The 3,462-nt window shown below is 41.5% G+C and carries 2 protein-coding genes; one reads left to right on the top strand and one right to left on the bottom strand.

What is annotated here, in order from left to right:
* Positions 1-324 precede the first annotated feature (324 nt).
* Entirely contained in the window at positions 325-1,119 is a 795-nt protein-coding gene (locus tag VB740_RS36195) for a class I SAM-dependent methyltransferase (RefSeq protein ID WP_323204621.1), read from the bottom strand.
* A gap of 207 nt (positions 1,120-1,326) precedes the next feature.
* Between VB740_RS36195 and VB740_RS36200 the strand changes: the two genes are divergently transcribed.
* The gene (locus VB740_RS36200) at positions 1,327-3,429 is read left to right on the top strand and encodes a filamentous hemagglutinin N-terminal domain-containing protein (protein WP_323204622.1); all 2,103 of its coding nucleotides are present in this window, start codon (positions 1,327-1,329) and stop codon (positions 3,427-3,429) included.
* Positions 3,430-3,462: the final 33 nt, after the last annotated feature.

Genomic DNA, 3,462 nt, shown 5'->3' on the forward strand with positions numbered 1-3,462 from the left:
CATGACCTTTGTGAAGGTTGGCAGCTTGCAAAAGAGACTTAACGGGAAAAGTCAGTTACTAGCACCTACCCGATTTGATTTTAAGTTTTGAACTTTCAAGCTGCTTTGATGCTCAATAAATTCATCACTTCTGCTGCTGACAAACAAGCTTTAACACACGAGTAAAACAAGGGCTAATGCTTGATTATTTGACAGCGAATATTGCATTTGGGATGACTATATAAATCTCATCTAGATTGAAACCCGTAGTTTTTTCGTATCGGGTTTGAGATGAGTTATAACCTACACTCGATATTAAGTTTTATTTATAATCAAAGGTCTTATTTAAATTTTTTGAGCAAAGAAAAGAACCGATAAATAGGGTTTAGTAACATATCCCCCATGAGCATTTAATATCTGTATGATAGCATCAGAAAAATCCTGCTTTTCAGTTTCAGTAAATTCTTGATAAGCAGTTTGAGTTTTCAGAAGACCTAAATATCGCTCTGCATCATAATCAATAGACCAAGCATATTGTTTAACTACTAGGTTTTTGAAACAAAAGCTATTTAATATCCATTTTTCTCTCTTTTTTATTAGTGATTCAACTGAGGATGCTTTAGCATTAGATATTTTTGTAGGTACATATTTTTGAAATATTTCTTTGAGCGCCTGAAATATTGAAGTATCGGGTAAAATAGAGAAATTCCAAAAAAACGCAATATAACCTTTTTCTTTTAAAGCTTGTGCAACTTTTGGATACCCTTTTTCACGATTTACCCAATGAAAGGCTTGGGCAGATATTGCTAAATCAAAGGCTTTTGGGCGTAAGTTCCAATCCTCTAAAGTCACTGTCTCAAATGTTACCTTTGGATATAAACGCATATTTTGAGATGCTATTGCAATCAGTCTTTCACCTGGCTCTAAACAGCAGATAGCATAGCCCTTTTCAGCAAATGGAACAGTTCCTTTACCTGTCCCTGTTCCAATATCTAAAATTGAAGCTGAATCTGGAAGATTAGCCATCTCAATTACATCTTTAATCAATTGAGATGGATAGCTAGGACGTGCTGCATCATAGATTTCTGCAACTTCATTAAAGGACTCACTACGTTTTCTGTTCATCACTGATAAATTCACAAACGTATTTTACTCCTGATCACTTTAGCTCGGATTTGAGAAAATATTAACAGTTTTACTACTAGAGAAAAGCCTCTGTCTCCAATCCAATTTGACAAGACGCTACCGCTACTATTAATCTGTATAATTGGTAATCATTCGGGTGCAGGGTGCAAGTCTGTACTAAAAATAATTCAGAGACCAACCGAGAAACTTTTACCATGATTTATGACAAAAGCTTTATCCTGGCTTATCAAGGGCAGCACCTTGTTTTGTCTATTGCCTTGGGAGCCAATTGCGGCACAAATTGTTCCCGATGCAACCCTAAGAGTCAACTCCAGCGTCACACGAGAGGGTAATAATACCAGTGCGATAACGGGAGGAACCCAAGTCGGAAGCAATTTGTTCCATAGCTTTGGACAGTTCTCTGTACCCACAGGAAGCGCAGTTTACTTCAAAAATGCTCCAGACATCCAAAACATTTTGACAAGAGTGACGGGTAGCTCAATATCTAATATTGATGGTTTAATTCGAGCTAACGGCATAGCCAACGTATTTCTTATTAATCCCAATGGGATTATTTTTGGGCTGAATGCTTCACTGAACATTGGCGGCTCGTTTTTCGGCACTACTGCCAGTAATATTAAATTTGCTGATGGCATCTCCTTCGATGCTAAACCCCTTAGTAGTGCAGAACCTCTGTTGACAGTGAGCGTGCCTGTGGGATTAGGATTTGGGACAAATGCTGGAAATATTCGCGTCTTTGGAGACGGCCAAGGTATAAGAAAAACTTCAGACCTCATAGATACTAGTTCTGGTCTGCGCGTGCAGCCAAATCAAACCTTAGCTTTGGTGGGTGGTGATATAGTACTCTCACGCGGAACGCTTAAAACAACAGGGGGACAGATTGAATTAGGCAGCGTGGCTGGAGCGGGTTTGGTCAACCTGATTCCTACAGATAAAGGCTGGACGTTGGGATATTCAGGCATCTCAGCCTTTGGAGAGATCCAGTTGTCTGGAGCAGCAGCAGTTGATGCCAGTGGTGATGGTGGTGGCAATATTCAAATACAAGCCATGAAGCTAATGCTAGACGGTGGTTCTCAGATTGAGTCCAGCACATTAGGAGCAGGAACGGGAGGAACATTGAAAATCAATGCTTCAGATTCAGTGAACCTGGTGGGATTACCAGAAATTGATTCGTTTTTCAACACTGGCATATCGAGCCTAGTTTACCCAAGAGCTACCGGAGCTGGTGGCAACATCAAGATTGAAACTGCGCGGTTAAATGTCCGGGATGGAGCAGGGATCGCTGCTGGTACGTATGGGTTCGGAAATGCTGGTTCCATAGAGGTCTTAGCTCATGATTCAGTGGAAGTGCTGCGAAAACCAACAGCCAAGGCAGGCAGTTCCATAACAAGTTTGGCCCAACGAGGATCTACTGGTTCTGGCGGTAACATCAAGATTGAAACTGCGCGGTTAAGTCTACGCTCAGGAGGAGTGATATCATCAGGCACATTTGGGCAGGGTTCGGGAGGCAACGTATCTATCACTGCTTCGGAAGAAGTGCAAGTAACCGGAAAGTCATTAACTGGTAATTCTCCTAGCAGAATATCAGCTCGAACTGGAGGAACTGGAAAGGCTGGAAATCTGACAATCGAAGCAGAACGATTAACTGTCACTGATGGCGGGAGAGTAAATATTGGTGGTGAAAAAATTAAAAAAAAGCTCAACTTTCAGCCAGGACAAGGAAATGCAGGAACCCTCCGAATCAACGCAGACAGTATCAATCTAGACAGAGGTACTATCACAGCTGGCACAGAAAGCGGCACAAAGGGCGAAGGAGGCGATATTTTCTTATACTCTAGTAACTTACAATTACGTGACAGTATCATTACTGCGACTGCTGGGGGTAATGGCGACGGCGGCAACATCACTCTTAACACAGATATCCTAGTTGCAATAAAAAATAGCAGCATCTCAGCGAATGCTTTTGAAGGGCAAGGCGGTAATATTAGAATCGACACCAAAGGACTATTCCTTTCTCCTGATAGCAAAATTACAGCTAGTTCACGGTTCGGATTGAATGGTACGATTCAGATCAACAGCTTATTTACTAATCCTGTACAGGCTAAAGCAGAACCAGAAGCGATTCGTGCAACTCCTGAGATTGCATCGGTTTGTCAGGGACGATCGGGGGCAGTAGCTAGGAGTAAATTGGTCATTACTGGTACTAACGGTCTTCCAACTAGTTCTAACGACCTGCAAGCTAGCAATTTGAGTTGGCAGAGTAACTTGGTTCCAGGTGAAGCTTTTAAGCTAATCGGCATTTAAGCTGCATAATATAAATGCAGAGTCGGTTGAAAA

The organism is Nostoc sp. UHCC 0251 (assembly GCF_034932245.1).
In the GTDB taxonomy this organism is placed as follows: domain Bacteria; phylum Cyanobacteriota; class Cyanobacteriia; order Cyanobacteriales; family Nostocaceae; genus Nostoc.